This is a genomic window from Streptomyces sp. CLV115, assembly GCF_038448545.1.
In the GTDB taxonomy this organism is placed as follows: domain Bacteria; phylum Actinomycetota; class Actinomycetes; order Streptomycetales; family Streptomycetaceae; genus Streptomyces; species Streptomyces sanglieri.
This window is the reverse complement of record NZ_JBCEWQ010000060.1, coordinates 1-24,570: the sequence shown is the minus strand read 5'-3', so window position 1 is coordinate 24,570 and position 24,570 is coordinate 1. Positions and strand designations below refer to the sequence as shown.

The following is a 24,570-nucleotide window of genomic DNA, read 5'->3' as shown; positions in this document are numbered from 1 at the left end:
CCGGTCCCGTCACAGGACGGCGACCGGCGCGACCGGGGTGCCGGTCGCACCGACGAACGGCTCCGGCATCGCGGAGAGCAGGAAGGCGTACCGCTCCTCCTGTGCACAGGCTGTGGACAGGGCCTCCAGATTCCAGTTCTGGCCCTGGAGCATGCCCATCTCGACGAGGTCCAGGGCGTGCACCCCCAGCCACAGGTCCTCGATCTCCGGCGGGAAGATCTCGAAGGTCAGGGTGTCGTTGGCGACCGCCGCCACATCGCGCGCGCGGAACCATTCGGGCGTCCGGATCGACAGGCCGGGCGACGGATAGCCGTACGCGTGCTTGTCGCCCGCCAGATACACCTGCACCTGCCCGGTCCGTACGAGCACGATGTCGCCGGAGCGGACCCGCACCCCCGCCAGCTCCTCGGCCGCGTCCAGGTCCTCCGGGGTGACCGCGTGACCGCCGGGCAGCCGGTCCATGCCGTGGGCGCGCGCCACGTCGAGCAGCACCCCGCGCGAGACGATGTGCGGGGCCTTGTCGATCCCGCTGAACTGCGCGCCGCCGTGCGCGGTGATCGTCGCGGCCGGGCGGCCGTTGTAGATCTTCCCCGAGTGCGAGGCGTGGGTGAGGGCGTCCCAGTGGGTGGCCGTCTGCAGGCTCAGCACCGCCGTGTCGTCGCTGGTGGCGACGGTGCCGGGGCCGAAGAGCTCCTGGTTTATCTGAATCATGGTGTGCAGCGGGTTGACCCGTCCCGGGATCAGTCCGCTCTGCACGCCGTCCTGCTGGAGCGGGAGCGCGAGCGGGATCCGCAGACCGCTGCGGACGGCGGCGGCAGCCTCGCGCACCACGGCGTCGGTGATCAGGTTGAGCGTCCCGATCTCGTCGTCGTCGCCCCAGCGGCCCCAGTTGCTGACCCGCTTCGCGATGTCGTGGAACTCGGCCGGCAGTGACATGGCGCCTCCTGGGGCTTGTGCTCGTGGACCTGATGGCCCATAAAATCTAACGGTCCGTCAGAAACCGCGGGAAGGGGCCGGGCATGGGGAACTTCTTGGCAGGCAAGGTGGTGGCCGTCACGGGCGCCGGGCGCGGCATCGGGCGGGCGGTCGCGCTCGCGGCGGCGGCCGAGGGAGCACGGGTGGTCGTCAACGACTACGGCGTCTCCATCGAGGGCGGCGAGCCCAGCAGCGAGGTGGCCGAATCGGTCGTCAAGGAGATCGAGGCGGCGGGCGGCGAGGCGGTGGCGGTCGCCGACGACGTCTCCGCGATGGCGGGCGGGCAGCGGATCGTGGACACGGCGCTCGCCCGGTTCGGCCGGATCGACGGCGTCGTGTGCGTGGCCGGGATCCTGCGCGAACGGATGCTGTTCAACATGTCCGAGGAGGAGTGGGACCCGGTGGTCGCCACCCACCTCAAGGGCACCTTCACCGTCTTCCGGGCCGCGTCGGCGGTGATGCGCAAGCAGGAGGGCGGCGGCACCCTGATCGGCTTCACCAGCGGCAACCACCAGGGCAGCGTCGCCCAGGCCAACTACAGCGCCGCGAAGGGCGGGATCATCTCGCTGGTCCGGAGCGCGGCCCTCGGCCTGCACAAGTACGGCGTCACGGCCAATGCCGTCGCCCCGGTCGCCCGCACCCGGATGTCCGCCAACGTCCCCATGGAACTCAAGGAGATCGGCGAGCCGGAGGACGTGGCGGCGCTCGTCGTCTACCTGCTCAGCGAACGGGCCCGCCAGGAGAAGATCACCGGCCAGGTGTACACCGTCGCGGGGCCGAAGATCGCGGTCTGGGCCCAGCCCAGGGAGCTGCGGGCCGGGTACGTCGAAGGGGCGTGGACCCCGGAACGGATCGCGGACTTCCTGCCGGGGACGGTGGGCACCGACCCGATGCCGATGCTGGCCCGGCTGGAGGAGATGGCCGCGGCGGCAGCCGCGAAGGCGCGTCCCAACGCGTGAGGCCCTGCACGGCGAGCGGCAACGGTCAGGAGACACCGTGGACTTCACCTTCGGACCCGAGGACACCGCGTTCCGCGCGGAGGCGCGCGGCTGGCTGGAAGCGCACCTCGTGGGCGAGTACGCGGCGGCCGCGGGCACCGGCGGTCCCGGCAGCGAGCACGAGGGCGTCGCGGTCCGCCGCGCCTGGGAACGCGAACTGGGCCGGGACGGCTGGATCGGCCTCGGCTGGCAGAACCCGGGCACCGGCCACGGCAACCGCCGGGCGAGCCTCACCCAGCAGGTCGTCTGGGCCGAGGAGTACGCCCGCGCCGCCGCCCCCGCCCGGGTCGGCCACATCGGCGAGAACCTCCTCGCCCCGACCCTGATCGCCTACGGCAGCGAGGAACAGCAGCGGCGCTTCCTGCCCGCCGTGGCCCGCGGCGAGGCGCTCTGGTGCCAGGGCTACAGCGAACCGGACGCCGGATCGGACCTCGCCGCGGTGCGCACCGCCGCCGTGCCCGACCCGGGCGGCGGCCACCGGGTGACCGGGCAGAAGATCTGGACGTCACTGGCGAAGGAGGCCGACTGGTGCTTCGTGCTGGCCCGTACGGAGCCCGGCTCCAGCCGCCACCACGGCCTGTCGTTCCTCCTCGTGCCGATGGACCAGCCCGGCAGGATCGAGGTGCGGCCGATCCGTCAGATGTCCGGGACCAGCGAGTTCAACGAGGTCTTCTTCGACGGGGCGCACGCCGAGGAGTGCGTCGGCGGCGAGGGCAACGGCTGGACGGTCGCCATGGGGCTGCTGGCCCTGGAACGCGGCGTCTCCACGCTCGTCCAGCAGATCGGCTTCGCCGCCGAACTGGGCCGGGTGGTCCGGGCGGCCGTCGACAGCGGCGCCGTCACCGACCCGGTCCTGCGTGAACGTCTCGTACGGCAGTGGGCGCAGCTGCGCACCATGCGCTGGAACGCCCTGCGCACCCTCGGCTCCACCGGCGACCCGGGCGCGCCCAGTGTGGCGAAGCTGCTCTGGGGCGGCTGGCACCGCCGCCTGGGAGAGCTGGCCGTGCAGGTCAGGGGCGCGGCGGCGGCCGTCGGCCCGGACGACTGGTCGGCGAAGGCACCGTACGGACTCGACGAGGCACAGAGCCTGTTCCTGTTCACCCGGTCCGACACCATCTACGGCGGCTCGGACGAGATCCAGCGGAACATCATCGCCGAGCGGGTGCTCGGCCTACCGAGGGAGCCGAGATGAGAGGCGTCGTTTTCGACGGCAGGCGGACCGAGGTCGTCGACGATCTGGAGATACGCGATCCGGGCCCCGGCGAGGTGCTGGTGGCGGTGGCCGCGGCCGGACTGTGCCACAGCGACCTCTCGGTGATCGACGGGACGATTCCGTTCCCGCCGCCGGTGGTGCTCGGGCACGAGGGCGCGGGGGTGGTCGAGGCGGTCGGCGCCGGCGTCCGTCATGTGGCGCCGGGCGACCACGTGTCGCTGTCCACCCTCGCCAACTGCGGGGCGTGCGCCCAGTGCGACCGGGGGCGCCCGACGATGTGCCGCAAGGCGATCGGGATGCCGGGGCAGCCGTTCTCGCGGCGCGGGAAGCCGCTGTACCAGTTCGCCTCCAACTCGGCCTTCGCCGAACGGACCCTGGTCAAGGCCGTGCAGGCGGTGAAGATCCCGGACGAGCTGCCGCTCACCTCGGCGGCCCTGATCGGCTGCGGGGTGCTGACCGGGGTCGGCGCCGTGCTCAACCGGGCGAAGGTGGACCGGGGTGACACGGTCGTGGTGATCGGCACCGGTGGCATCGGGCTCAATGTGATCCAGGGCGCCCGGATCGCGGGCGCGCTGACGATCGTCGCCGTGGACGCCAACCCGGCGAAGGAGGCGGCGGCCCGGCAGTTCGGTGCGACACACTTCCTGACCTCGGCCGACGGGGTGCGGGACATCCTGCCGAACGGCGCCGACCACGCCTTCGAGTGCGTCGGCCGTACGGAGCTGATCCGTACCGCGATCGACCTGCTGGACCGGCACGGCCAGGCGGTCCTGCTGGGCGTCCCGGCGGCCACGGCGGAGGCCTCGTTCCTCGTCTCGTCGATGTACCTGGACAAGTCGATCCTGGGCTGCCGGTACGGCTCCTCGCGCCCGCAGCGGGACATCGCGCTCTACGCGGAGCTGTACCGGCAGGGCCTGCTGCTCCTGGACGAACTCGTCACCACCACCTACCCGGTGGAGGACTTCGACAAGGCGGCGGACGATGCGCACGAGGGCCGGGTGGCGCGGGGAGTACTGGTGTTCTGACCGTCCGGCGCGCGCCCCCTCAGCCGTTCCCGGCGGCCCGGAACGTGCGCCGGTACACCGTCGGGGAGACCCCCAGCGCCGCCTGGAGGTGCTGCCGCAGCGAGGTGGGCGTGCCGAAGCCCGCGTCGCGGGCCACCTGGTCGATCGACAGGTCCGTCGACTCCAGCAGTTGCCGGGCCCGTTCGACCCGTTGCCGGGTCAGCCACTGGACGGGGCTGACCCCGACCTCCTCCCGGAACCGGCGGGTGAAGGTCCGTACGCTCATCGACTCCTGCTGCGCCATGTCGCGCAGCAGGATCGGCCGCTCCAGCCGCCCGAGCGCCCAGGTGCGGGCCGTGGTCGTGGTCGCGAACTGCGTGTCGGGCACGGGGCGTCGGATGTACTGCGCCTGCCCGCCGTCCCGGTGCGGGGGCACCACCGTGCGGCGGGCCACGTCATTGGCGACGGCGGTGCCGTGGTCGCGGCGCACGATGTGCAGGCAGAGGTCGATCCCGGCGGCGACCCCGGCGGAGGTCAGCACCTCGCCGTCGTCGATGAACAGGACGTCCGGGTCGACCCGGACCTCGGGGAAGAGCCGCTGGAAGTGGTCGGCGTGCGACCAGTGGGTGGTGGCGGGGCGGCCGTCGAGATATCCGGCGGCGGCCAGCACGTAACTGCCCGTGCAGATGGAGACCATCCTGGTCCCCGGCCGGATGTGGGTGAACGCGGCGGCCAGTTCGTCGGTGAGCCTGCCCTCGTCGAAGACGGGGCCGAGTTGGTAGCTGGTGGGAATCACCACCGTGTCGGCGGTGGCCAGGGTCTCGGGGCCGTGCTCGACGGTGATCGTGAAGTCGGCGTCGGTGCCGACCGGTCCCGGCGGGCGGACGGAACAGGTCACGACTTCGTACAGACTGCGGCCCTCTTCGTGCGGCTCCTGGCCGAACGCGCGGCCGAATATCCGCTGGGGGATGCCCAGTTCGAAGGGAAGCAGCCCGTCGAGGGCCAGGACGGCTATTCGGTGCGGCATCGGCGGACTCCCTTTCCCCCTAGTGGTATAGACCTCAACCCTGATACATGTCACTCCTGTGAAGGAAAAGTCAGCGGAGCACCCGCGCATTCCCGCCGCCGAACGCGATGATGTACAGCCTCTTTCGCCCGGTTCGTCCTCCGCGCCGCTGATCGGCGGCGGCCGGCCGGACGGTCTCTGGAACCGTAACTTCCGGCTCTTCTTCGTCGCCCGTACCGCGGCGCTCTTCGGCGACGGCATGATCCCGGTGGCGCTCACCGCGGGCCTGCTGGGGGCCGGCCGGCCGCACTCCTCGGTGGGGTTCGCGCTCGCGGCCTGGATGGGGCCGCTGGCGGTCTTCGTCCTCTTCGGCGGGGTGCTGGCGGACCGGTTCACCCCCCGCCGGATGATGATCATCGCGGATGCGCTGCGGCTGGTCGGTGCCTCCGTGCTGGCGTTCTCCTTCGCCACCGGCAACCCCCCGCTGTGGGCGGTGTACACGCTGAGCTCGGTGGCCGGGGTGGGCGCCGCGCTCTTCCAGCCGGGCGTCGCCTCGACCGTGCCCCGGGTGGCCTCGGACGTGCAGCGGGCCAACGCGGTGCTGCGGGTCTCCGAGGCGCTGATGACCATGGCGGGCCCGGCCTTCGCGGGCCTGCTCGTCGGGCTGGCCAGCGCCGGGGCGGTCTACGCGGCGAACGCCTCGACGTTCCTGGTCTCCGGCGTCTGCCTGTTCCTGCTGCGGCTCGCCCCGGCCCCCTCGGACGAGGCGCAGCGCGGCGGCTTCGTCGCCGAACTGGTCGACGGATGGCGGGAGTTCCGGGCGCGGAGCTGGCTGTGGGGGGTGATCGCGATCTGGACGGTGTACGGCTTCACGGTGCTCGGCCCGATGCTGCCGCTCACCGCGGTCGAGGTCACCGAGGCGCACGGCTCGGGGACGTACGGCGTGATGATGGCGGTGAACGGCGCGGGCAGCGTCGTCGGAGGACTGCTCGCCCTGCGGCTGAGACCCCGGCGCCCGCTCGCTGCGGGGGCCGTGGCGCTGACCGGTGTCTGTGTGAACCTGGTGGCGCTGGGGCTCGGGATGCCGGTGCTCGCGCTCGGGACCGGGCAGTTTGTGGCGGGTGCGGCGTTCGCGTTCTGGCTGGTGATGTGGTCGACGACGGTCCAGACCCATGTGCCGCCGGAGGCGCTGAACCGGCTGCACGCGTACGACGTGGCGGGCTCGTTGCTGATGCTGGCGGCGGGCCGGGCCCTGGCCGGACCGGTCGCGGACCGGGTGGGGGCGCCCGAGGTGCTGCTGGCCGGAGCGGTGATCAACCTGCTGGCGGTGGCGGTGCTGCTGGTGGCCCGGCCGATCAGCCGGCTGGAACGGATCCGATGACGGGGGAGGGCGTACCGGTGGCCTCGTCCCGTACGGCCGCGGGGGGCGCCGCGGGTCCGCGTGCGCGCGCGGTCGCGGCCCCGCGGGTACGCGCGGTCGCGGCCGGGGCCGCGGTGCTGACCGTCCTCGCCGGGCTGGGGGTCAGGGCGTTCACGGACGGCGACCTCGCCAAGTACGCCGGGGACGCGCTCTACACCGTGCTGGTCTGCGCCCTGGTCGCCGTGATCGCGCCCGGCGCACGCCCGGTGGTCAGGGCCGGGGCGGCGCTGGCGTTCAGCTGGGCGGTGGAACTGCTGCAACTGACCGGGGTGCCGGCGGACCTCTCCCGCCACAGCACGGTGGCCCGGCTGGTGCTCGGCTCGACCTTCAACGCCCCCGACCTGTTCTGGTACGCGGTGGGCGCGGGCTTCGCCTGGGCGGTGTCGGCGGTGGCCGGTTCCGCGACTACTTCTGCCGGTTGCGCTCCTCGGACTTCTGCATCTCGATGACCTCGAAGACATGGGCGCTGGTCTGCCTGCGCACCGTCCCGGCGACGAACAGGCCCGCGCCGACGACGGACAGGGGAGCGGAGATCCCCAGCACGGTCAACTGCTTCGGCAGGCCGGACTCCACCTCGCACGACCCCGACATGGTCCGGTAGCAGTACATGTCCTGCTGCCCCGACAGCAGGAAGCCCAGCCAGACCCACAGCGCACAGGCCACGAGCAGCAGCACGGCGCCCCAGGTCTGCATCAGCGCGGAACGGTGGTGGAAGTACTGGCGTGCTGCCCACTGCATGGAGTCCCCCGGATCGGTACGCGGCGAGGCCGGCGGGCCCGGCTCCTCGGCCGACTGGAGATCGTACGCGCATCCGGGTCCGTCCGTCCGGGCCGGAAAGCGACGGTCCCGGTGGCCCGATCCCTGCGAACGGTGTCCCTCCGGCCACTCGTGGGAAGGTTCGCCCCGCCCCGATGCTGAGTGACGTGACCCAGACAACCGGAAGCGCCGCCGCCCGGGACGACGACCGGCCGACAGCCCCCGCGACTCCCCCCGTGGTCCCAGCAGTCCCCGCGGCTTCCGCGGCTCCCGCGGTTTCCGGGCGTCCCTCCCGCCGGCGCGTTCACCGTGCCTGGATCGTCGCGGCCGTCACCTTCGTGACGATCATCGGCGGCGCCGCTTTCAACGCCCTCCCCGGCCTCCTCATCGAACCGCTCAACGCGGAGTTCGGCTGGTCGCGCGGGGAGATCGGCCTCGCCGTCTCCATCGACATGGCGCTGTACGGGCTCACCGCACCCTTCGCCGCCGCGCTGATGGACCGCTTCGGCATCCGCCGGGTCGTCGTCGTGGCGCTCGGCGCCGTGGCCGCCGGGGCGCTGGCCGGCGTATGGATGACGGCCGCCTGGCAGCTGATGGTCTACTGGGGCCTGCTCGTCGGTCTCGGCACCGGTGCGATGGCGATGTCCTTCTCCGCGACGGTCACCAACCGCTGGTTCGTGGCCCGGCGCGGTCTGGTCACCGGCGTCCTCACCGCGGCGGGCGCGTCGGGCCAGCTCGTCTTCCTGCCGCTGTGCGCCTGGATCGTCGACCGGCACGGCTGGCGCCCGGCGTCGGTGACCGTCGCGCTCGCCGCCCTGGTCGTCGTCCCGTTCGTCTGGCTGCTGCTCCGCGACCACCCGGCCGATGCGGGGCTGGCCCCGTACGGCGGGGAGTACGTGGACAAGCCGGCGCCGGCGCGCGGGGCGGCGAGGCGGACCGTGCGGGTCCTGGCCGACGCGGCCCGCACCGGACCGTTCTGGCTGCTGGCGGGGTCGTTCGCGATCTGCGGGGCATCCACCAACGGCCTGATCCGCACGCACTTCGTGCCGTCGGCGCACGACCACCACATGCCCATCACGGCCGCCGCCTCGCTGCTCGCCGTCATCGGGATCTTCGACATCATCGGCACGGTCTTCTCCGGCTGGCTCACCGACCGCTTCGACGCCCGCCGCCTCCTCGCCGTCTACTACGCGCTGCGCGGCGTCTCGCTGCTCTTCCTGCCCTTCCTGATGCAGCCCACCGTGGAGCCGCCGATGGTCTTCTTCATCGTGTTCTACGGACTGGACTGGGTCGCCACCGTCCCGCCGACCCTGGCCCTGTGCCGCGAGCAGTACGGGGAGGACAGCGCCATCGTCTTCGGCTGGGTTCTGGCGTCCCATCAGGTGGGGGCGGCGCTGGTGGCGTTCCTGGGCGGGGTGGCGCGCGACGTGTTCGGTTCGTACGACGTGGTCTGGTACGCCTCCGGGGCGCTGTGCGCGATGGCGGCGCTGATGGCACTGGTGATCCGGCGGGTCCGGGAACCCGCGGACGCCGTCGCCGCACTGGGCTGAGGGCGCGGGGGCGGTGGACCGTGGTCGGGCCGCCGGGCGGTGGACCTGGTCAGGCCGTCGGGCGGTGGCCGCGGAGGTGCTCGGCGACGGCCAGGAAGACGTGCAGGTTCGCGATGTCGCTGACCGCGGTGCTGCACCAGGCGCCGGATCCGCCGGGCCCCGCGACGAGGATCCGGCCCGCCGCGACCCGGATCTCCCGGACCTCGGACCAGGGGAGCAGGCCCTTCGCCCTGGCGGTCAGGCCGGTGCCGGAGAGCGAGAGATCCCCGAAGTTCACCGTCTCGCCCGCCAGGACCGATTCCAGGGCCGCCGGCCCCTGGGCCCGGAGGACCGCCTGCTGCATATGGGGCCCCCAGGTCTCGGGGCCCTCGTAGAAGTGTGTGATGGTCGCGTGGTCGCGGCCCGGTCCCACCGCGGAGTAGACGTACTCGGTGGTCGTCGGGATGCCGTTGATGATCTTCCGGGTGATGTCCTGGTAGAGCCGTACGGAGTCCCAGCGGACGACGACCCGGCCGTCGCCGGACTCCGGGTGCACGATCAGCCCGTTCTCGAACAGGTGGAGGCGCTTGGCGGCCTGTCTTCGGCTGAAGTCCGGCGTCCGGCGCAGCCACCAGAGGAAGACCAGGCCGGGTATCACGAACAGCGCCAGGAGATTGATCGTCGTGAAGATGTAGAGGGCGAAGAGCGCCCTGTTCAGACGTTTGGGGGTGAAAGTGCCCTGTAAGGATCCGAGTTGATGGCCGGCGGCCAGTTCGGCGGCTTCGGCCGGCAGGGTGGTCGGTGCAGCTGCCATGGACGTGTCCCCGTGTCCTTGAGTGTTTTCCTGGCGTCCCTCGTGTCGAAGCTAAGACCGGGCGAGGCATTCCACCAGCGACTAGATTGCATGTGAGCCATGCATGGGGGGAATGTGTTCGAGATCGACGCGCTGCGTCTGCTGGTGGCCGTGGCCGAGACCGGATCGTTCACGAAGGCCGCGGTCCGGCTCGACTACACGCAGTCGGCGGTGTCCCGGCGGATCGCCTCGCTGGAGAAGGAGACGGGCGGGCCGCTCTTCGAACGGCTGGCCCGGGGCGTGCGGCTGAATCCGGCCGGCCACGCCCTGCACCGGCACGCGGTGGAGGTGCTCGCGCGCCTGGCGGGTGCGCGGGAGGAGATGGCCGCGATCCGGGCCGGGCGGGGCGGCCGGCTGCGGGTGGGCGCGTTCGCCACGGCCAATGTCTCGCTGGTGCCCGCCGCGCTGCGGGCGTTCGCGCGGTCCAGGCCGGAGGCCGAGATCGTCGTGGTGGAGGGCCGGACCGGCGAGTCGATGCGGCGCCTGGTGGAGGGGGCGCTCGACCTGGCCGTGGTCAGCGACTACCCGTCCGGTCTGCCGCCGGCCGACGGCGTCACGACCGAGGTCCTGCTGGAGGACGAGCTGTTCGTCGTCCTTCCCCGCGAGCACCGCCTGGCCGGGGCCGGGACGGTCGACCTGCGCGAACTGCGCGACGAGACCTGGCTCCAGGACGTCTCCGTCGACCGGCCCATGATGCTCGCCGAGGTCTGCGGCCGGGCCGGCTTCCGGCCGAGGCGGATCATCAGGATCGGCGAGTGGACCGGCAAGTTCGGATACGCGGCGGCCGGACTGGGAGTCGCGCTGGTTCCCTCACTGGCCGCCTGGGCGGTCCCCGCCGAACTCGCCGTATGCCGGCTGGGCGACCTCGCCCCGCACCGGACCGTATACGCCGCACTGCCCGCCACCGCGCCGCTCCCGGCGGCACTGGAGCTCCGGGACCTGCTGTGCGACGCGGTCCCGGGCGGCACCGTCGGCTGAGCGGCCGACGCGCTCACCCGTCGAGCGGCCCGAACCGTCCGAACGTCCCCCGGTGGAACAGCAGCGGATCGGCCCCGTCCACCGCCCCCATCGCCGCGACCCGGCCGACGACGATCAGATGGTCGCCCCCCGTGTGGACGGTCTGGATGCGGCAGTCGATCCAGGCCGGTACGGAGTCCAGCAGCGGCGAACCGGTCGCCGGGGCCGCCTCGTACGCCACCCCCGCGAACTTGTCCGCACCGCTCGCCGCGAAGCTCCGGCACAGCGCGCCCTGGTCCGCGCCGAGGATGTTGACGCAGAAGGCCCCGGCGCGTGCGATGCGCGGCCAGGTCGTCGACGTACGGGCCACCATGAACGTGACCAGCGGCGGATCGAGGGAGAGCGAGGCGAACGACTGGCAGGCGAAGCCGGCCGGGCCCGCCGCGTCGTCCGGGTCGTGCGCGGTCACGATGGTGACCCCGCTGGCGAAGTGCCCCAGCACGCGGCGGAATTCACCCGGCTCCACGGGCGCCCGCTCGTTGTCGGAGACCGCTCGCAGATGCGGGCGCGGCAGTGGATCGACCGGCGCCGGTCCGGCGGTCGTGGCGGCGCCGACGGACCTGAGGTACCGGACGGCGATGGCGGCCATGCCTGCGTGTCCCATCACCCCTCGATTAGAGCTGACGCATCGTCAGTTGTGAAGGGCCGGGGACCGGCAGCTTGGACATGCCTGTGCTCTGCAAGGTACATTGCATTGCATGGAACCAGGTGATCCGAGTAACCGCACTGCGAGCAAGGCCGAGAGCCAGCTCCGCAAGGGGGTGCTGGAGTACTGCGTGCTCGCCCTGATGCGCGACGGGGCGCGGTACGGGGTCGAGCTGTTGCGGGAGCTGGAGGAGACCGGCGCGCTGGCGACCAGCCAGGGCACGGTGTACCCGCTGCTGTCGCGGCTGCGGCGGGACCGGCTCGTCGACACCACCTGGCAGGAGTCCGCCTCGGGGCCACCGAGGCGCTACTACGAGCTGACCGAGGCCGGGCGCGCCGCGCTCGCGGAGTTCACGGGAACGTGGCCCGTTTTCCGGGATGCCGTCGACCACCTTCTCGCGCCGAAGGCGCAACCGCAGGCAGCTGGAGAGACCGGACGATGAACACGAAGAAGTCGCAGAGCGTCGGAAACAACGCCGGGAACAGCACCGGGAGCGAACTGGTCCGGGACTACCTCGCGACGGTCGAGCGCGAGGCGTCGGCGCTTCCCGCCGAACGCCGCCAGGAACTCGTCGCCGACCTCGCCGAGCACATCGAGATCGCGCTCGCCGAGCGGCCCGGCGGCAGCGACCGGGACATCCTGCGCGAACTGGGCGACCCGCGCACCATCGCCGCCACCGCGCTCCAGGAGTCCGGGTTCAACACCGGGGTCCTTCCCGGTGCCGGTGCTGTCACCGGCGCCGGCGCGGGGGAGGCGCCCGGTCGCCGCTCGCCCGCGTGGCTCGTGGTGCTGCTGCCGGTGCTCGCCTTCGGTCTCGGCTATCTCTGGGTACCGCTCGGCTTCGCGCTGAAGGTGGCCGGAGCCGTCGTGCTGTTCAGGTCCCCGTACTGGACGAAGAGCCAGAAGTGGACCGGCTTCGGCCTGACCGCGCTGGCGCCCTCGTCGATGAACGTGGCCTGGTTCCTCTTCAGCTACCCCAACGACCCGTCGCAGGCCGAGTACTGGACGGCGATCGTGGCGGTGGCCGTCGTGACGGTCGCCGGGGCGGGTTGGCTCTGGCGGGTGCGCAGCGGCGCGAACGCCGGGCAGCGGCAGTAGTCCCCGGCAGGGCCCACCCCCGACGATCGTCGGGGGTGGGCCCTGCCGTTCGGCCCGGGTCCGCCGCTCCCGCCGCTCCTAGGTTCACGTTCATGAGACGAGAAACCGGAAGCAGTACCCGTACCCGTACCCGTGCCGCACGGCCGTTGTCGGCCTGCGTCGTGCTGGGCGCGGGGGCGGCAGCCGTCGTGGGGCTCGCGCCGGGCGGGCTGGGTGCGGCCGACGCCGTGGAGGTGACGGGCGGCGCGTCGGCGTCCGCGTACCGCACGGTGACCGGGGCGGTGGCCGACGCGCCTTCCTGGGCGGGACCGCTGCTGGAGACGGCCACCGACGGCACCCTGGTCGTCCTCGGCCTGCTGCTGGTGTGGGTCTGGTGGAGCGCCGTACGGCGCGGGGACACCGGCCTCGCCGCGGGCGCGGTGCTCACCGGCATCGGCACGGTGCTGGCGTACGCGGTGAGCGAGGCCGTGAAGCTGGTGGTGGACGAGGAGCGGCCCTGCCGGGCCCTGCACGGCATCGCGGAGACGGCCGCCGAGTGCCCGCCGCCCGGCGACTGGTCCTTCCCGAGCAACCACGCCACCCTCGCCGCCGGTCTCGCCGTGGGCCTGGCCGTGCTGCGCCCGCGCCTCGCCGCCGTCACCCTGCCGGTGGGCGCGGCGGCGGCGCTGCTGCGGGTCGCGGTGGGGGCGCACTACCCGCACGACGTGCTGGCCGGCGCGGTCCTCGGGGCCTCGGTGGCGGCGGCCGTGCTGCTGGCGTTCCTGCCGCTCGCCCGGCGTGCGGCGTCAGCGATCGGGCGTCGGCTGCGCGGGCGCGACGATTCCGGCCTCGTGGGCGACGACGGCCGCGGCGGCCCGGTTGTCGACGCCCAGCCGGGCCAGGATGGAGCTCACATGCGCCTTGACCGTTCCTTCCACCAGGTGCAGCCGCCGGGCGATCTGACCGTTGGACAGCCCGCTGCCGAGGAAGGCCAGTACGTCGCGTTCCCGGCCGGTGAGCGCACCGACCCGTTCCCGGGCGGCGGCGCGGCGACCGGCCAGGGCGCCCGCGCCCGTCGCCGAGAGATGGGCGACGACCCGGGCCGCGACCTTCGGTGACAGATAGGCGGCCCCGTCGGCCACCGCGCGGACCCCCGCGATCAGTTCCTCGGGCTCGCCCGACTTGATCAGGAAGCCGGCGGCGCCGCCTCCCAGTGCCTGGAGGATGTAGTCGTCCTCCCCGAAGGTCGTGAGCATCACGACCCCCGTCCCCGGCACGGTGCGCCGGATCTCGGCCGCCGCCTCGATCCCGTTCGTCCCGGGCATCCGGATGTCGAGCACGGCGACGGCCGGACGGTGGCGGCGCACCAGCTCCACCGCGTCGCGCCCGTCGGCGGCCTCTGCGACGACGTCGATGTCCGGATCGGTGGACAGCACGGCGCGCACCCCCGCGCGGATCATCGGCTCGTCGTCCGCGATCAGTACCCGGATCACCGCCCGATCGCCTCCCCGGGGCGGGCGGCACCCGCGGCAGCGCCCGGGAGACCGTCCGGCCTCATGGCGTCAACGCCTCCTTGGACATCAGCCGGCCGTCCCGGAAACAGAGCCGGTAGGCGTCCCCGGACCGGTCGTCGAAGCGGTCCGCGGTCATCGCGTAGTACCCGCATGTGATGCCCTCTCCCCTCGGTTCCCCGGCCACCGGCCGCTGTGTGGTCTCGCGGTCGGGCAGCAGCCGCCCGACACTCTCCCGATCCTGGCCCACCCGCAGCCTGGCGTAGTCACCCGGGTCCAGTACGGACAGCCGGGCCGAGCGGATGTCCCAGGCCATCAGCGCCGCGCTCAGCAACGCCCAGGCCACCAGGGGCAGTACGACCGCGACGGCCAGCGCCCGGCGGACCCGGCTGCGGGCGTGCCGGTGTTCCTGGGGCAGCGCCGGGGGAACGGGCCGGGGGGCGGCGGGCGCCCGGTGGACCAGTGCGGTGGGTGCGGCGTGCGGGATCCGTGCGGTGACCGCGAAGCCGCCCCCGTACGGGCCGTGCGTGAACTCGCCGCCGGTCAGCCGTACCCGTTCGTCGAGCCCGATCAGTCCACGCCCGGTGCCCGGAACGCCCTCGGCGCGGGCCGGCGCGGGCGCGGGCCCGTTCTCCACCCGGACCGCCGTCTCCCCGGCCGCATGCGTCACCCGCACGTCCACCCGCGCCCCCGGCGCGTGCTTGGCCGCGTTGGTCAGGGCCTCCCGGACCACCCGGTGGGCGGCCCGCGCGGCCGCCGGGGAGACGGCGCCGGCCTCCCCCTCGACCCGCAGGGCGACCGGGAGCCCGGCGGCCGCGGCCTCCTCGACCAGCCGGGCGACATCGGTGCCGGACGGCTGCGACGCATCCTCGCCCGTATCCTCGCCCGCCTCCTCGCGCAGCAGGCCGATCACCTCGCCGAGCCGCTCCACCGAGGCGGCCGCCCGGGCCCGGATCTCCCCGGCCGCGGCCCGGTGCGTCTCGTCGAGACCGGGGGCCAGCTTGAGCGCACCGGCCGACAGGGCGATGAGGCTGAGGTCGTGCCCGAGTACGTCGTGCATGTCCTGGGCGATCCTGGCCCGCTCACGGGACCGCGCCTGCTCGGCGACGAGCCGCTGTTCGCGCTCCAGCCGGGCCGCCCGCTCCCAGCCGGCCCGGACGAGTTCCTGGTACTGGCGCCAGAAGCGCCCCGCGAACCACGGCAGCATCGCGGCCACCGCCACCACCGCGACGAACCGGCCCGCCATCAGCAGCCAGGAAGGCACCAGGGCCACCGCCACCACGCCACCGGCCAGCACCGCCGCCAGCGCCAGGACCGTGGGCCCGGTCCTCCCGGGCTCCCGCCCCGCGAAGAACGCCGCCACCGCGGCGGGCAGCGCCCACCACATACTGACCGCGCTCAGCCCGACACAGACCGCCGCCCCGACCGCCAGCAGATTGCCCGGGGCGACGAGCGCCCGCCGCACCGCACCGCTCGACCTCACTCGCTCCGCCTCTCCACCCGGACGACCGTACGCAGCCGGACCGCGCCCCGACACTGCCGAAAGTCACCGTTGCCAATTGCCTGGCGCGGGGCGGGCCGGGGCGGCTAGAGTCCACGACGAGACGGTTCGTCTCGTCTCGTATCGCCTCGTAACCGTACTCACGAAGGAGCGGCATCCCGTGCCGAGCACCAGAACCTGGTTCATCACCGGCGCCTCCCGTGGCCTGGGGCGCGCCTTCGCGGAGGCCGCGCTGTCCGCCGGGGACCGGGTGGTGGCGGCCGCCCGCGACGTCGGCCCGCTGGCCGGTCTCACGGAGCAGTACCCGGACCGGCTCCTCGCGCTGCCCCTCGACGTCTCCGACCGCCGGGCCGTGTTCGAGACCGTGGAACGCGCGGCGGCGGCCTTCGACGGCCTCGACATCGTGGTCAACAACGCCGGCGGTCTGCTGTACGGCATGGTGGAGGAGGCCACCGAGAAACAGATCCGGGACCACCTCGACGTCAATTTCTTCGGCGCGGTCTGGGTCGCCCAGGCCGTACTTCCCCACCTGCGTGCGCGCGGCTCCGGGCGCCTGCTCCAGGTCACGTCGATGGGCAGCGGCGGCGGCATGGCCACCGTCGGCTTCTACGCGGCGGGCAAGGCGGCGCTCGACTCGGTCAGCGAGGCGCTGGCGATGGAGGTCGAGCAGTTCGGCATCAAGGTCACCATCATCCAGATGGGCGGCTACGCCACGGGCCTGTTCACCTCCGGCACCACGGCGACCGCACCCGACCCCGCCTACGCCGAACTGCGCACCCGGCTGGAGGAGATGTGGGGCGACGACCTCGGCCCCGACCCGGGCGAGGCGGCCCCCGCGATCATGGAACTGGTCGCCCTGCCCGACCCGCCGCGCCGCCTGATCCTCGGCGCCCGGTCGTACGACATCGTCCAGGAGATGGGCCGCGACCGCGCGGAGCAGTACCGCGCCTGGGAGTCCCTCAGCCGCATGGCGCCGGGCTGAGGGCGCCGGACGGCGACCGCACCCGGTTCCGGGCCGCTACTCCGAGTCGTCGGACCGGCCGGGCGGGAGGAGACATCGAATGACCGGTGTGCCCGACTGCGGCCAGGCCATCGATTCCGACCGGATCGAGGGCAGCGTGACCCTGTTCTCCGAACCCGGCCACCTGGGTTACACCCATGTGGACGGCCCGCACCCGTTCGGTACGGTGCTGAGGCTGCCGGATCCGTTCGACCTGGACACCAGCGGCCTGTCATCCGCGTGACCGCTCGAAGTCCCGGTTGCACCCCGGACGCGCGCCAGACCCCAGGTTGCCCCGGGGGCGCGCCCCAGCCTCCCCGGTGCATGCCCTAGTGACCTGAGTCAGGGATTCGATGGCAGTAGGCGGCGACCTTTTCGAGGATTTCGTCGGCGGTCTTCGTCCAGACGAAAGGCCTGGGTTGGTCGTTCCAGTCGGCGAGCCAGGCCCGGATGTCGCGTTTCGTGGGCCTGGACGGAGCGGTGGACGCCTCGCTTGAGCTTCTTCTGTGTGAGCTCGGCGAACCACCGCTCCACCAGGTTCAGCCACGACGCACTCGTGGGCGTGAAGTGCAGGTGGAACCGTGGGTGCGCCAACAGCCACTACTTGATCTCGGGTGTCTTGTGGGTCGCGTAGTTGTCGAGGATCAGATGCACCTGGAGCCCGGCGGGGACCTCCTTGTCGAGCTTGGCCAGGAACTTCTTGAACTCGATGGCCCGGTGGCGGGGGTGCAGGGAACCGATGACCTTGCCGGTGGCGACCTCCAGGGCCGCGAAGAGAGTGGTGGTGCCGGCGCGGACGTAGCCGTGGCTGCGGCGTTCGGGAACGCCGGGCATCATCGGCAGGACCGGCTGGGACCGGTCCAGGGCCTGGATCTGCGACAGGCCTGCCCCGTCCGGGGTACGGCGGTCCGTGGCGGCCGTACCCCTCAGTCCGTCCCCTAGTAGCGGAGGTCCTTCTGCTCGGGGATCAGGCGGCCGGCGATGTGCAGGTTGCCGTCGGAGTCGAGCATCGCGATGATCTTCTTCGTGGAGCCGTGGTGGGTCGTGAAGTAGACCTTGTCCGCCTCCTGGGAGGAGGAGTGGTTCGTGTTCACGGACAGCTCGATGCTCACCGGGGAGCTGATGAGCACGTCCTTCTTCGGTGAGGTCGGGTAGACCTGGTTCTGCCGCAGCTTGACGCGGCCGTGGGTGTCCCCCTCGTCCCAGTCGGACGCCACGCCGAGGTCGATGTCAGCCATGCGATTTCCCCTCCGGTTCCAGTGGAAGAACTCTGAGGCCGGGCGTCACAAGACATCCCGAACCGGGCCCAGAACCTACACAGTTCGTTCACATGACGGCACCACATCTTGTGGGTATGACTGATTTTCATCCTTCTTCGTCGCGAATTGTCATCAAGGTTCCGGAGCTGTCGAAACGTCCGAAAAATGCCGTGACAAGCCCCCGGCATGGGGGCTAGGCCGTGTTCTTCAGGTCAGCCCGGCCTGATCCGAAAGACACGACCTAGACCCCCCGGTACTTCGGTGCCCGCCGTTCGACGAAGCTCGTCACGCCCTCGTTGGCGTCCTGCGTGGTCATGTTGATCTCCTGGGCCATGGCCTCGGCGGCGAAGGCCGTTGCCCGGTCCGCGTCCATCGACGCGTTGACGAGCTGCTTAGTGAGGGCGATCGCGCGGGTCGGCCCCTCGGCCAGCCGCTGGGCCCACGACCGTGCCGTCGCCGCCAGCTCCCCGTCCGGGACGACCCGGTTGACCAGCCCCAGACGTTCCGCCTCCGCCGCCGGGAGCGAGTCGCCGAAGAACATCAGCTCCTTGGCGCGCTGCGGGCCGATCAGCCGGGGCAGCAGATACGCGCCGCCGCCGTCCGGCACGAGGCCGCGGCGTACGAACACCTCGATGAACTTCGCCGACTCGGCGGCCAGCACCAGATCGCAGGCGAACGCGAGATGGGTGCCGATGCCGGCCGCCGTGCCGTTGACCGCCGCGACGACGGGCTTCTCGCAGTCCAGGACCGCGGCGATCAGACGCTGTGCGCCGAGCCGGATCGTACGGGCCACGTCGCCGGGCACCCGCTCGCCGGTCGCCGGGGCGCCGCGCAGGTCGGCGCCCGCGCAGAAACCGCGGCCGGTGGCGGTGAGCACGACGGCCCGGACCTTCGGGTCGGCGGAGGCCTCGGCGAGCAGGCCGATGACGCGTTCGCGCTGTTCCCAGGTGACGGCGTTCATCGCCTCGGGGCGGTTGAGCGTGATCCAGCAGACGCCGTTGTCAGTGGCGTGGAGTACCAATGAATGGAGCGGGTCGGCGGGCTCGGCCGGTTCGGTGGACTCGGTGATGTCTTCGGGGGAGGACGGCATGGGGCAGCTCCTGGGTGGGCGCGGTGGTGGCGGCAGCGGTCGTGGTGGCGGGCGGCTCGGGCAGTGGTGCGGGCGGTGGTTCGGGCGGTGGTTCGGGCGGTGGTGCGAGCGGTGGCTCGGACGACGGCTCGGGCGGTGGTTCGGGCGACGGCTCGGGCGGTCGGGGGATCGGCGGTCAGCGGCAGACGGCGAGTGCGTCCAGCGCCACCGCGCCCTGCCCCCGCCCGAGCACCATCAGCGGGTTGATGTCCAGCTCGGCGAGGTCGTCGCCCAGTTCCAGCGCCATCCGCTGCACCCGCAGCACGACCTCGACCAGTGCGTCCACATCCACCGGCGGACCGCCGCGCACGCCCTCCAGCAGGGCCCGGCCGCGCAGTTCGCCCAGCATCGAGCGCGCCTGGTCCTCGCCGAACGGCGGCACCCGCACCGCCGCGTCGTGCAGCACCTCGACGAGTACGCCCCCGAGCCCGACCGTCACCGTCGGCCCGAAGAGCGCGTCCTGAGTGACGCCGACCATCATCTCGACGCCCCGCTCGACCATCTGACAGACCAGGATCCCGTCCAGCTCGACGCCCTCGAACCGCGCGATGTCGGTCAGTTCGCGATACGTGTCCCGCACCTGGCTCGCGGAGGTGAGCCCGACCTTGACCAGGCCCAGTTCGGTCTTGTGGGCGAGCCGGGCGCCCGACGCCTTCATGACGACCGGGTAGCCGACCAGGGCCGCCGCCCGGACGGACGCCGCGGCGCTGGTCACCAACTGCTCGCGCGGCACCCGGATCCCGTAAGCCCGCAGCAGCTGCTTCGCCGCGTGCTCGCTCAGCTGCTGACCCGGGCGCATCAGCGCCTGCGCCTTGCGGAACGAGGGCGAGGGCGTGCGCGGCGCCTCGTCGAAGGGGGAACGGTAGGAAGCGGCGAACCGGTGGTGGTCGAGGTAGGCCTTCACGGCGGTGATGCAGTTGCCGAAGGTACGGAAGGTGGCGACGCGGGACGAGCCGAGCAGCGTCGTGCGGTACGCCTCCTCCGTACCGACGGGCGAGCCCCACACCACGCACACCAGCTTGTCCGTGCTCTCCGCCGCGTCCACCAGGTCCTGCGCGAGCCGGTCGCTCATCGGCGGGAAGGGGCCGGTGATCGGACAGATCAGCACCCCGACGTCGGGGTCGGCGAGGATCGCGTCGATGATCTTCCGGCCGCGCCAGTCGCCGACCGGGTGACCACCGTTGTCGACCGGGTTCGCCACGTTCAGATAGTCCGGGATCCACTCGTGCAGTTCACGCTGCTTCGCCTCGGACAGCGTGGGCAGGCTCAGCCCCGCGCCGGTCGCCAGGTCCGAGAAGTGCGCGCCCGTGCCGCCCGAGATCGAATACACCACGACCCCCTCGGCCTGCGGCTTCCGGGCCCGCGCGAGCAGCGCCGCGGTGTCCTGCAGCTCGTCGAGCCCGTCCACCCGGATCACACCGAACTGCCGCATCGCCGCGTCCACCACCTGGTCGGCGCCGGTCAGCTTGCCGGTGTGCGACGCGGCCATCCTGGCCCCCGTCTCGGTACGTCCCACCTTGACCGCCACCACCGGAACGCCGGCCCGCGCCGCCCGGTCCGCGGCCAGCAGGAAGGAGCGCCCGTCCTTGAGCCCCTCCACGTAGCAGGCGATGGCACCGACCTCGGGGCGCTGCGAGAAGTACGAGATGAAGTCGGCGGTCTCCAGATCCGCCTCGTTGCCCGTGGGCGCCCAGTGCGAGAGCCGCACGCCCAGTTCCTGAAGGGTGTAGACGGGGCGGCCCTGGTGACCGGACTGGGTGATCAGCGCGATGGCCGGCCCGTCCAGATCGTCCCGGAACTCCTCGAAGGCGTTGAGGTTGGTGTTCGGCCCGAGCAGCCGCAGCCCGGACCGTTCCACCGCGGCGGCCAGCCGTGCCTGGGCGGCGGCCCCCTCCTCGCCGGTCTCGGCGAACCCGGAGGCGAAGGCGACGGCGAACCGCACCTTGGCCTGCGCGAGTTCCTCGATCACCGGGAGCGGGTCGCCGACCAGCAGTACGGCCAGATCGACCTGCTCCGGCAGCTGTGCGACGGAAGGAGAACAGGCCAGCCCGAACACGGACTTTCTGGTGGGGTGCACGGGATACAGCCGCGCCCCGACCCGCTCGGCCCAGCGGATCAGCTGCCGGGTGATGCCGGTGTTGGGCCGTCCCTCGGTGTCGGACGCGCCGATGACGGCCACGGACCCGGGCCGGAAGAACCGGTCCAGATCCGGTACGGCCGCGTACAACGGCCGGCCGCTGACGTCCAGCACGCCTTCCGTGGCGGCGGCGACCGTCATGCTGTGGACGGCGGCGTGCGGCTCCTCGCCGCAGGCCACCACCCTGGCGCGGAAGTCGGTGGTGAGGGTGCCATGAGTCGATCCAAGCATCGTTCCGCCCACTCCTGCTCGGGGTCCGTCGGGTGATCGTGCCCGGCCAGCTCCCAAAAGCTGACGCCTTGTCAGGTTACTGAACTGACGGCGCGTCAGGAATGGGTGTGCAGGCAAAGCCTGAGAGCGCGGGGCGGCGGCCGGAGCCGTACAACCTCCGAGTGATCTTGAACGTCCAACGGTCGGGCCGGACACACCGGCCGTCGCCCGCCATTCGTGGCCCACCCCTGGGAGAAACATGAGACCCGTCTCCGCCCGGCACACCGTGCGTCTCGGTGTCCGTGCCGCCGCAGCCGCCGGACTGCTGACCGCCGGCCTCGCGGTCCCCGCGTTCGCCGGGGAGCAGACCGATCAGCTCTGGATACAGGCACCGAGCGAGCAGAAGCTGATCCCTGGCAGCACGTCGGAGGGCAGCCCGCTGGACATCGGGCTCTACCACGACAACGACAACTTCGCCGTCACCGACGGCCGGCTCTCGGTCGACATCTCCGGCATCGCCGGGGTGGCCGATGTGACCTGGCCCGACAACTGCGCCCCGACCGGGACCACGGCCGTCTGCACCGTCCCCGAGGTGCCCGTCATCGGTGACGCCTACAGCCCGCAGGTCCACCTCACGGTCCGCGCCGCCGACGGCGCCGCGACCGGGGCCCAGGGGCGGATCACCTACGCTGCCGTGGCCACCGGCGGCCCCGACGGCACGCTGGAGGCCCCGCACGACTCGTTCGACACCACGGTCTCGGTCGGTTCGGGCCCCGACCTGTCCCTCGGCGAGATCGCCCCGGTCAAGAACCTCCAGCCGGGCGCCGTCCGGACCGTCCCGTTCGCGGTGACCAACAAGGGCAGCGAGCGGTCCGAGGGCCTCACCGCCACCTTCACCGCTTCGTACGGGCTGGACTTCCTCACCAAGTACCCCGAGTGCACCTACAAGACGCTCGGCGACGGCTACGCCCCGATGTCCCAGGCCACCTGCTCCTTCGACCAGGTCGTCGAGCCGGGCGACTCCTTCACCCTGCCGACGCCGCTGCGGGTCGCCCTCGCCGCGCGCGCGTACGTTGAGCGCCTCGACATCAGCGTCGAACCCGGCAACGGAGCCGCCGACCTCTCGGACGAGGACAACTACACGATCGCCGCCTTCGGCGCGGTGAACACGGCGGACTTCGCGGCCCAGGGCGCCCGGGTCACCGGCGGCGCCGGCGAGACCGTCACCGCCGAACTCGGCTTCCGCAACAACGGCCCGGCCTGGATCGGCAACCTCGGCTCCGGCGACCCGGTCGCGGCCGTCGACTTCACCGTCCCCGAGGGCGTCACCGTCACCTCCGCCCCCGCCGACTGCGAACCGCGCACCCTGAGCGGCGGCCACTACCCGCAGCGGACCGGCGCCCCGCGCTACAGCTGCGAAATGCCGTACTGGGCCGTGGAGGACACGACGCGCTCGCTCCCCTTCCAGCTGCGCATCGACCGGGTCGTCCCCGACGCGACCGGCCGCGTCATGCTCACCACCGGTGGCTCCAGCCCCGCCACCTTCCCGTTCGACCCACAGCCGGCCAACAACACGGCCCAGCTCGTGGTGAATCCGACGCCCGTGGCCTGACCCACGTCCCCCAACACGAGCGCGGGACGCGACCGGTCCTCCCGGCCGCGCCCCGCGCGGGTCAGCCGCCGATGCCCGTCAGCTCACGGACGTGTAGTTCACGAAGTCCGCCCATGCCGTGGGTGTGACGGCGATTCGGGGGCCGGGCGCGTTCTTCGAGTCGCGGACGTGGACCGTGCCCGGGGTGGCCGCGACCTCGACGCAGTCGTTTCCGCTGCTGCTGTCGCTGTAGCTGCTCTTGAACCACTTCAGCTCGGAAGTGTCCCGGGCGGAGGGCTTGCGGATCATGTCTCTCCCAGCACTTGCTCGATGAAGGCCAGCGTCGCCTCTGGCGTCAGGGCCTGAGCCCGGATCATGCCATAGCGCAATTCGAGAACTCTGAGCTGCTTCGGGTCGGACACCGGGCGGCCGTTGAAGGCGCCGCTCGACCGCCCCACGGCCGTACCGTCCCCGAACTTCAGCACTTCGATCTCGCCGCCCATTCCGGGGTGAGTCTCGCAGGCGAGAGGCATCATCTGCAGTGAGACGTTCCGCAACTGGCCTACCTCCGAAAGCCGTTCGAGCTGGCGACGCCACTCCATTCTGCCCCCGATAGGCCGCCTGAGCGCAGCTTCTTCCAGGACGAAGCTGAGAGCGGGTGCCGGTGACCGCTCGAAGATCGAACGTCGGGCCATGCGCCCTGCGACCCCGCGCTCGACCTCATCCTGAGGGTAGAAGGGTTGCCGCGTCTCCAGAAGCACCCGCGCATGACCCTCCGTCTGCAACAAGCCATGGACGCCGTGGTTGGCATACACCAAGATCTCGACTGCGCGGGCCTCCATCTTCGCCAGGTCCCGGATCTTCTTCGGGTACCGGACCTCCGCCACGTCCTGCTTCATCGCGGAGAGCTTCCCGCCGGCCCCCAGTACCCTGTCCGCTCTGTCCAGGAGCTCCGGCCGGGGGATGCGACGGCCGCTCTCCACCTTGTAGACCAGGTCCTCCCCGTACCCGATCGCCGTGCCGAACTCGCAGGCTCGCAGGCCCGCCGACTCCCGCCATGCCTTGAGCTGGCGTCCCACTGCGGCGAGCACGGCCAGGCCCGACTCGTCGTCGGGGTCCACGTCCCAGCCGGACTCGTCCGCTCCGCCGTCAGTGCGTTCCGTACCGGCCCCATCCACGCTCATCCGTGCCCCATTTCCGCTGTGCGCGCCGTTCTCTTCCTCAACCCCTTCTGTCGCCGGCCCGTCACCCCGGACAGCCAGGACAGCGCTGGACAAGCCCCGGACAGTTACCGTACGCAAGGGCTTTGTCACTGTTCACGGTATGCGGGCCCGGCCACGCTGAGTGACGTGAATCGAGAAATCGCTCAACCTCAACGGGCCGCCCCCACACGCGCGTTCACCGTGCTGCTCTCGCCCACGCGCCGGGGCGCCCGCCTTGCCCGGCTGCTGACCACGGCGCATCTGGGCGACTGGGGGGATCGCCTGCGAATCGGCCGCGCACATCGTCGCCGAACCGGCCGCGAACGCCATGGGCCACGGACGAGTGGCCGGGCGGGACTTCCGGTCTGGGCCGAGCTCGACCTCGTACGGTGAGCGGCCGCACCGGATCGTGACAGCCGCGACCCGGTGGACCGCGATCCGGTGAACGACGACGCGGGGGACCGCGACGTGGTCGGGCACGACGTCAAAAGATCTAAGAACCGGGGAGAAAAACCCTTCCCAACCCAACCCCACCC

At 72.2% G+C, this 24,570-nt stretch carries 24 protein-coding genes and 3 pseudogenes; 14 read left to right on the top strand and 13 right to left on the bottom strand.

Going from position 1 to position 24,570, the window contains the following annotated elements; all coding sequences use genetic code 11:
- Positions 1 to 9: 9 nt before the first annotated feature.
- Entirely contained in the window at positions 10 to 936 is a 927-nt protein-coding gene (locus AADR41_RS21285; RefSeq protein WP_342282975.1) for a cyclase family protein, read from the bottom strand.
- A gap of 83 nt (positions 937 to 1,019) precedes the next feature.
- Between AADR41_RS21285 and AADR41_RS21280 the strand changes: the two genes are divergently transcribed.
- Genes AADR41_RS21280 through AADR41_RS21270 form a run of 3 tightly spaced genes read left to right on the top strand, consistent with a single transcriptional unit; the run spans position 1,020 to position 4,211 of the window.
- Positions 1,020 to 1,934: an SDR family oxidoreductase gene (locus AADR41_RS21280; protein ID WP_342282974.1), complete on the top strand. Its 915-nt coding sequence runs from the start codon at positions 1,020 to 1,022 to the stop codon at positions 1,932 to 1,934.
- A gap of 37 nt (positions 1,935 to 1,971) precedes the next feature.
- Positions 1,972 to 3,165 (top strand): acyl-CoA dehydrogenase family protein, encoded by a 1,194-nt coding sequence (locus AADR41_RS21275; protein WP_342282973.1) that lies wholly within the window; start codon positions 1,972 to 1,974, stop codon positions 3,163 to 3,165.
- The gene (locus tag AADR41_RS21270; RefSeq protein WP_342282972.1) at positions 3,162 to 4,211 is read left to right on the top strand and encodes a Zn-dependent alcohol dehydrogenase; all 1,050 of its coding nucleotides are present in this window, start codon (positions 3,162 to 3,164) and stop codon (positions 4,209 to 4,211) included. Before AADR41_RS21275 ends, AADR41_RS21270 begins: the two co-directional genes overlap by 4 nt.
- Before the next feature lie 19 nt (positions 4,212 to 4,230).
- Here the strand turns inward: AADR41_RS21270 and AADR41_RS21265 are convergent, their stop codons facing one another.
- Complete coding sequence (locus AADR41_RS21265) at positions 4,231 to 5,217, bottom strand: GlxA family transcriptional regulator (RefSeq protein WP_342282971.1); 987 nt, start codon at positions 5,215 to 5,217, stop codon at positions 4,231 to 4,233.
- Positions 5,218 to 5,275: 58 nt separating this feature from the next.
- Between AADR41_RS21265 and AADR41_RS21260 the strand changes: the two genes are divergently transcribed.
- Complete coding sequence (locus AADR41_RS21260) at positions 5,276 to 6,577, top strand: MFS transporter (protein WP_446751085.1); 1,302 nt, start codon at positions 5,276 to 5,278, stop codon at positions 6,575 to 6,577.
- Positions 6,574 to 7,065, top strand: a complete 492-nt coding sequence (locus AADR41_RS21255) for a ribosomal maturation YjgA family protein (protein WP_342282970.1) — start codon at positions 6,574 to 6,576, stop codon at positions 7,063 to 7,065. Before AADR41_RS21260 ends, AADR41_RS21255 begins: the two co-directional genes overlap by 4 nt.
- Here AADR41_RS21255 and AADR41_RS21250 read toward each other — a convergent pair.
- Positions 7,022 to 7,354 carry a hypothetical protein gene (locus AADR41_RS21250; protein ID WP_342282969.1) on the bottom strand — a complete coding sequence of 111 codons (333 nt, stop codon included), beginning with the start codon at positions 7,352 to 7,354 and terminating at the stop codon, positions 7,022 to 7,024. The two genes, AADR41_RS21255 and AADR41_RS21250, sit on opposite strands and share 44 nt — an antisense overlap.
- Before the next feature lie 173 nt (positions 7,355 to 7,527).
- Here AADR41_RS21250 and AADR41_RS21245 point away from each other — a divergent pair, with 173 nt between their 5' ends.
- A complete protein-coding gene (locus AADR41_RS21245; protein WP_342282968.1) occupies positions 7,528 to 8,922 on the top strand; it encodes an MFS transporter in 1,395 nt (464 codons plus the stop codon).
- A gap of 49 nt (positions 8,923 to 8,971) precedes the next feature.
- On the opposite strand, the gene AADR41_RS21240 is transcribed toward AADR41_RS21245, so the two are convergent.
- Entirely contained in the window at positions 8,972 to 9,715 is a 744-nt protein-coding gene (locus AADR41_RS21240; RefSeq protein ID WP_342282967.1) for a DUF6585 family protein, read from the bottom strand.
- Positions 9,716 to 9,829: 114 nt separating this feature from the next.
- Here AADR41_RS21240 and AADR41_RS21235 point away from each other — a divergent pair, with 114 nt between their 5' ends.
- Entirely contained in the window at positions 9,830 to 10,732 is a 903-nt protein-coding gene (locus AADR41_RS21235) for a LysR family transcriptional regulator (RefSeq protein ID WP_342282998.1), read from the top strand.
- A gap of 13 nt (positions 10,733 to 10,745) precedes the next feature.
- On the opposite strand, the gene AADR41_RS21230 is transcribed toward AADR41_RS21235, so the two are convergent.
- The gene (locus tag AADR41_RS21230) at positions 10,746 to 11,360 is read right to left on the bottom strand and encodes a flavin reductase family protein (protein WP_342282997.1); all 615 of its coding nucleotides are present in this window, start codon (positions 11,358 to 11,360) and stop codon (positions 10,746 to 10,748) included.
- A 109-nt stretch (positions 11,361 to 11,469) separates the two neighbouring features.
- Between AADR41_RS21230 and AADR41_RS21225 the strand changes: the two genes are divergently transcribed.
- The 3 genes and pseudogenes from AADR41_RS21225 to AADR41_RS21215 form a co-directional block, all read left to right on the top strand.
- On the top strand, positions 11,470 to 11,859 hold the full coding sequence (locus AADR41_RS21225; RefSeq protein ID WP_342282966.1) for a PadR family transcriptional regulator: 390 nt from the start codon (positions 11,470 to 11,472) through the stop codon (positions 11,857 to 11,859).
- Positions 11,856 to 12,515, top strand: a complete 660-nt coding sequence (locus tag AADR41_RS21220; RefSeq protein ID WP_342282964.1) for a DUF1700 domain-containing protein — start codon at positions 11,856 to 11,858, stop codon at positions 12,513 to 12,515. The genes AADR41_RS21225 and AADR41_RS21220 overlap by 4 nt, the downstream gene beginning before the upstream one ends.
- A 92-nt stretch (positions 12,516 to 12,607) precedes the next feature.
- Positions 12,608 to 13,321, top strand: a pseudogene (locus tag AADR41_RS21215) (phosphatase PAP2 family protein); the annotation flags it as partial.
- Here AADR41_RS21215 and AADR41_RS21210 read toward each other — a convergent pair.
- Both AADR41_RS21210 and AADR41_RS21205 read right to left on the bottom strand, forming a co-directional pair.
- Entirely contained in the window at positions 13,301 to 13,987 is a 687-nt protein-coding gene (locus tag AADR41_RS21210; RefSeq protein WP_342282963.1) for a response regulator transcription factor, read from the bottom strand. The pseudogene AADR41_RS21215 and the gene AADR41_RS21210 sit on opposite strands and share 21 nt — an antisense overlap.
- Positions 13,988 to 14,048: 61 nt before the next feature.
- Complete coding sequence (locus tag AADR41_RS21205; RefSeq protein ID WP_446751084.1) at positions 14,049 to 15,488, bottom strand: sensor histidine kinase; 1,440 nt, start codon at positions 15,486 to 15,488, stop codon at positions 14,049 to 14,051.
- 178 nt (positions 15,489 to 15,666) lie between these two features.
- Here AADR41_RS21205 and AADR41_RS21200 point away from each other — a divergent pair, with 178 nt between their 5' ends.
- Together AADR41_RS21200 and AADR41_RS21195 are read left to right on the top strand one after the other, a co-directional pair.
- On the top strand, positions 15,667 to 16,488 hold the full coding sequence (locus AADR41_RS21200) for an SDR family NAD(P)-dependent oxidoreductase (protein WP_342282962.1): 822 nt from the start codon (positions 15,667 to 15,669) through the stop codon (positions 16,486 to 16,488).
- A 79-nt stretch (positions 16,489 to 16,567) separates the two neighbouring features.
- A complete protein-coding gene (locus AADR41_RS21195) occupies positions 16,568 to 16,750 on the top strand; it encodes a hypothetical protein (RefSeq protein ID WP_446751083.1) in 183 nt (60 codons plus the stop codon).
- Between the two features lie 85 nt (positions 16,751 to 16,835).
- Here AADR41_RS21195 and AADR41_RS21190 read toward each other — a convergent pair.
- From AADR41_RS21190 to AADR41_RS21175, 4 genes and pseudogenes are all read right to left on the bottom strand, one after another.
- A pseudogene (locus tag AADR41_RS21190) lies at positions 16,836 to 17,385 on the bottom strand (IS630 family transposase); the annotation flags it as partial.
- A 59-nt stretch (positions 17,386 to 17,444) separates the two neighbouring features.
- Entirely contained in the window at positions 17,445 to 17,744 is a 300-nt protein-coding gene (locus AADR41_RS21185; RefSeq protein WP_342282961.1) for a DUF6342 family protein, read from the bottom strand.
- A 262-nt stretch (positions 17,745 to 18,006) separates the two neighbouring features.
- Positions 18,007 to 18,855 (bottom strand): enoyl-CoA hydratase/isomerase family protein, encoded by an 849-nt coding sequence (locus tag AADR41_RS21180; protein WP_342282960.1) that lies wholly within the window; start codon positions 18,853 to 18,855, stop codon positions 18,007 to 18,009.
- Between the two features lie 175 nt (positions 18,856 to 19,030).
- Positions 19,031 to 21,262, bottom strand: coding sequence for an acetate--CoA ligase family protein (locus AADR41_RS21175; RefSeq protein ID WP_342282959.1), 2,232 nt, complete (start codon positions 21,260 to 21,262; stop codon positions 19,031 to 19,033).
- 238 nt (positions 21,263 to 21,500) lie between these two features.
- Here AADR41_RS21175 and AADR41_RS21170 point away from each other — a divergent pair, with 238 nt between their 5' ends.
- On the top strand, positions 21,501 to 22,853 hold the full coding sequence (locus AADR41_RS21170; RefSeq protein WP_342282958.1) for a hypothetical protein: 1,353 nt from the start codon (positions 21,501 to 21,503) through the stop codon (positions 22,851 to 22,853).
- A 78-nt stretch (positions 22,854 to 22,931) separates the two neighbouring features.
- On the opposite strand, the gene AADR41_RS21165 is transcribed toward AADR41_RS21170, so the two are convergent.
- Both AADR41_RS21165 and AADR41_RS21160 read right to left on the bottom strand, forming a co-directional pair.
- Positions 22,932 to 23,141, bottom strand: a complete 210-nt coding sequence (locus tag AADR41_RS21165; protein WP_342282957.1) for a DUF397 domain-containing protein — start codon at positions 23,139 to 23,141, stop codon at positions 22,932 to 22,934.
- A complete protein-coding gene (locus AADR41_RS21160) occupies positions 23,138 to 24,016 on the bottom strand; it encodes a helix-turn-helix domain-containing protein (protein WP_342282995.1) in 879 nt (292 codons plus the stop codon). The genes AADR41_RS21165 and AADR41_RS21160 overlap by 4 nt, the downstream gene beginning before the upstream one ends.
- Before the next feature lie 165 nt (positions 24,017 to 24,181).
- Here AADR41_RS21160 and AADR41_RS21155 point away from each other — a divergent pair.
- Positions 24,182 to 24,398, top strand: a pseudogene (locus tag AADR41_RS21155) (ATP-binding protein); the annotation flags it as partial.
- Positions 24,399 to 24,570 lie beyond the last annotated feature (172 nt).